The sequence below is a fragment of the Bradyrhizobium sp. USDA3010 genome, from assembly GCF_056429065.1.
On the sequence record NZ_JBWJZD010000105.1, the window covers coordinates 1 to 3603 of the forward strand.

Sequence of the window (3603 nt, forward strand, 5' to 3'; positions counted from 1 at the left end):
CCTCCAACGCGTTCACGAAGTCGGGTCGAAAAGCGGCGAAAAAGCCGAAGCGTTCGCGCGCGCCTTCACCCCGACCGGAAATGTTCCAGCTGCCCCGCCCGGCAATCATGAATAAGACGGGCTAGCTAGAGCTCGCGCGCCGCCCAAAGACGAGCCTGTGCGGCGTAGCGCTTTGCCCAAATGTGCCTCTCCAGAAATTTTGAGTTTCCGGAGAGGTAGCGGAAAAAAGAGCCTGATCGAACGGCGCATCCCCGCGCTCTACTGCAAGTCGGAACTGACGCATCTCGGCAATGCGCTGACATACGGCATGGCCAATCGCCATCGGCTGCTCGCCGATATTGCCGCTGGCACTGACATCCATGCGTAAACCGTCGCGCGAGTTCTGGTGAACGATGCCCCAGTCGGTGCGACCGAGCCGGCGCTGCTCGGGCTCGGAAAGGGTCAGGACGTCGACGCGCCCCCGGTCCTGCATGTCATAGGTGATCCGGCTCGTCCGGCGCCAGGCGGCCGGAGATGCAGGCGAGAAGCGTCGACTTACCCGATCCGCTTTCGCCGACGATAATCCATGATGCTTCCTTCAAATTGTTTTCGGGGAAATGCTGCTCGGGCAAGCGCGTCAAACCGGCCCAGTGTGAGTCTCAACGCTCTAGCCCAATCCTAAGCCGCCAGGCTCGATCGCGGAACGCACGCTCACCACCTTCGAGGATATCGCACACGATCCGCCGCGTCGGTTCTTCGTCGAGGCCGCCCGAGTGATAGGTGATAGGCGGTAGCCCATCGCCGGGGTGAGCGCCGACATTTCGCGACAATGATTTGATCGGCGTCCGTGTTGACCGCCAGATTGGCGTTGTGGGTTACGAGGATGACCTGGCGCCGGTCCTTCGCCGCTTGAAAAAGCGGCACCAATTCATCGTAGATCGCCTTCGGGTCAAGATTCTCTTCGGGCTGATCGATGATTAGTGGTCGATCCTTAGAATCATCCAACGCTAGGCAATTTGTTCATTCCGACTCAGAACATCGTGTCGGAAATTGGTGATCGACTTTGCGACCGCGTTAGCGAGATGCAGCAATACGTTGGACCAACTACCAAAACTAGCAGGCGATTTAGACGACGGAAGCTGCCAACTACAGCTAGTTGAATGTGGGCTGATCAAGCCACGCTGCGACGGAACTCCGCATGGACCGCCAACCAACTCTTGTCCTCGCCAACGGACCCGATCGATGCGCGGACTCGGCGCCTGCAAAGATACTGCGCACTCAGATTAGCTCCAAACATGAACTCTGCTTCCTCGTCGAGGGTTATTGATGCAGCCTCTAGTCCCGTCACTAAGCGTGCAAGTTTCAAAGGCCGCTAAACGTCGAGCCGGTCGCACGCCAGCTATCGTCGCGCTCGGTGATTCCGATTTTCGGAGGACACCCCTCGCTTCTTGGCGAGCGCCATCGCGTCGCCGATCGATGAGCTCTCCGGTCGGCTCAACCTAATCGAGGATGCGCTTATCGCGGAGCGCCGGAATAATGGTGCTGCAAACGGAAACCTGGAACCATTTAGACCGTCTTTCACCAAGGGATGGGTCTGGCGTACCCTTGCGAGGGGCAACCATCAAAGGCATCACGAAGCCGTCCATCTCTGATTGCGTCAACGATCATACTGGGAAGGGGTTTAGTGGCTGCCCTCGCAGCGGCAGGCGTTACGATGTTCCCGAACGGCAACTGCGCTTCAGCCGACGAAGCTGCGAAAGCGGTCCGAGTTTGCATTGGCCATCTATTACCTCGAAGAAAAGTGGAGGGCGTTTTGCCACGCGCAGCGAAGACCCCCTTTGACAACAGCTTCCTCTCCACCGAGCGTCTGGGCAGCTAAGGGAGGAATCGATGTTGGTCGCTGTTATCGGAGCCGGGATTATGGGCGCGTCGCTCGCGCTTCATTTCGCCCGGAACCAAATTACCGCACTCTTGTTTGACGGGGCCGCCCCATGCTCCGGAGCCACTGGATCAAGTTTCGCATGCCTGAACGTTTTCGCAGGGGCGACATCGGACTCGATGCAGTTCAGGTCCGAAGCCCTCGACTACCAGGTAGAACTTGCACGCCACATTGGTTCGTCAGACGCCATTAGAGCAACCGGCACATTGCGCTGGTCAACCGCATTCGCACAAAATAAGAAGCTGCTTCATGCAGCCAGTATGGTTGAGGGACTAGGAAGGGCTGTAGAGTACCTGTCACGAGATGAGGCATCAAACCTTGAACCCAATCTGAACATCGTGGGGTCTCCCGAAGTTATTGTACGAATCCCTCAAGAAGGATGGCTCGATTCTGTTCATTTCACAAAGCGCATGATCGATGCTGCCGTCGCTACCGGTCTCGCCCACCTCGTTTCTGAAAAATGCACAAGAATAGAGTCTCTTAACCAGCGCCGCGTTAAGCTGTGGACCAATCGAACGTCCTATCTTGTTGACGCGGTCGTGCTCGCCAGCGGCATCGGGGTCAACTCCCTCCTTGAAGATCTCGCGTGTGCGCCATTGGTTTATGAATCGCCCGAGGTGCTGACACAGATACGGTACTTCGGCCCTCCGATTGAGCACGTTGTCTTTGCTAATCATATTCATTTCCGGGCGAACGGGCCTTCTTCTCTCATCGTCGGCAATGCCTGCGATCCCACGTGCGTCCGCGATGTTGGCGTAGAGGTCAAGGCTGCCAAAGAGAATGTTTCGTTACTAAGGGGCGAGCTAAAAGAATTTTCCTTTGGGGAGTCCTTTGCCGCGCAACGAGGCAGCCGTCCTGTTCCCAAAGACGGCCGCCCGATCGTCGGGCGCCTACCCGGTCACGAGCAGCTATTCATTGCGGTTACACAGGAAGGCGTCACGCTTGCCCCATATGTCGCGCTACTGCTCGCAACCGAAATCGCAAGGGAAGCATCATGTGAGGCGCTTGGCGCCTTTCGACCCGAGCGCTTCAATCTGCCGATAAATCAAAACACAATGCCAGAAATCCACTGATTTCATGCCGATCGTCGTTGGAGGCATCTAAATGGGATCTCGAGGGTTTTGTGCATTCGGTCCTGCGTTCGAATTTAAATAACCCGGTATTGGTAAGCGCACCGGCTCTTACGTCAATATGAATTCTGGTTGTGCCGTCAGACAAAACGGTAGTTTATGGGACGCCTAACGGAAGACCGTCGTGAGCTCGAACTGCTGGGCATTGGATTCCAATCGAGCTTCGGCCCAGATATTGTCGCGGTCCCGGCGAGCCAACGGGAAGAAGCTGTTGCGCGGCGACTGCCGCGGATCATACGCGATCGCCACGCGCGGCGAATGAGCTCTATCTTCGTTCGGTTAGCGCTGCCCGCGGTCGCTCCCTAGTCTGGTCGCTTTGATTGCGATGTTGAGAACCGGCTCCGATTGAGTGTACGCTACCTGCGCGACTCACCTAACACTCCCTCCCCGCGCGGCCTATTTTATGCCTCCCGCCAAGACATTGTGGGACCTAGCCCGTCTTATTCATCAGCGGCTTGTTGAGAGGCTGGCGAGCGTGGCGTAAGCCGCTGAGGTGGCGTAGGATTCGGTTGCTGACACCCACCCTCCGCGCATCCGGGCCGCCACACTCGCCAT

At 57.3% G+C, this 3603-nt stretch carries 1 protein-coding gene and 2 pseudogenes; 1 reads left to right on the top strand and 2 read right to left on the bottom strand.

Annotated elements, in window-relative coordinates; translation table 11 throughout:
- Positions 1-307: 307 nt before the first annotated feature.
- Positions 308-560: pseudogene (locus AC066Y_RS43000) on the bottom strand (ATP-binding cassette domain-containing protein); the annotation flags it as partial.
- A 78-nt stretch (positions 561-638) separates the two neighbouring features.
- A pseudogene (locus AC066Y_RS43005) lies at positions 639-990 on the bottom strand (AAA family ATPase); the annotation flags it as partial.
- Between the two features lie 879 nt (positions 991-1869).
- Between AC066Y_RS43005 and AC066Y_RS43010 the strand changes: the two are divergent.
- Entirely contained in the window at positions 1870-2991 is a 1122-nt protein-coding gene (locus AC066Y_RS43010) for an NAD(P)/FAD-dependent oxidoreductase (protein WP_478279108.1), read from the top strand.
- Positions 2992-3603 lie beyond the last annotated feature (612 nt).

What these genes read in the sequence shown, in the direction of transcription:
- AC066Y_RS43010 (WP_478279108.1), top strand. Translation starts at nt 1,870, where the DNA reads ATGTTGGTCGCTGTTATCGGAGCCGGGATTATGGGCGCGTCGCTCGCG.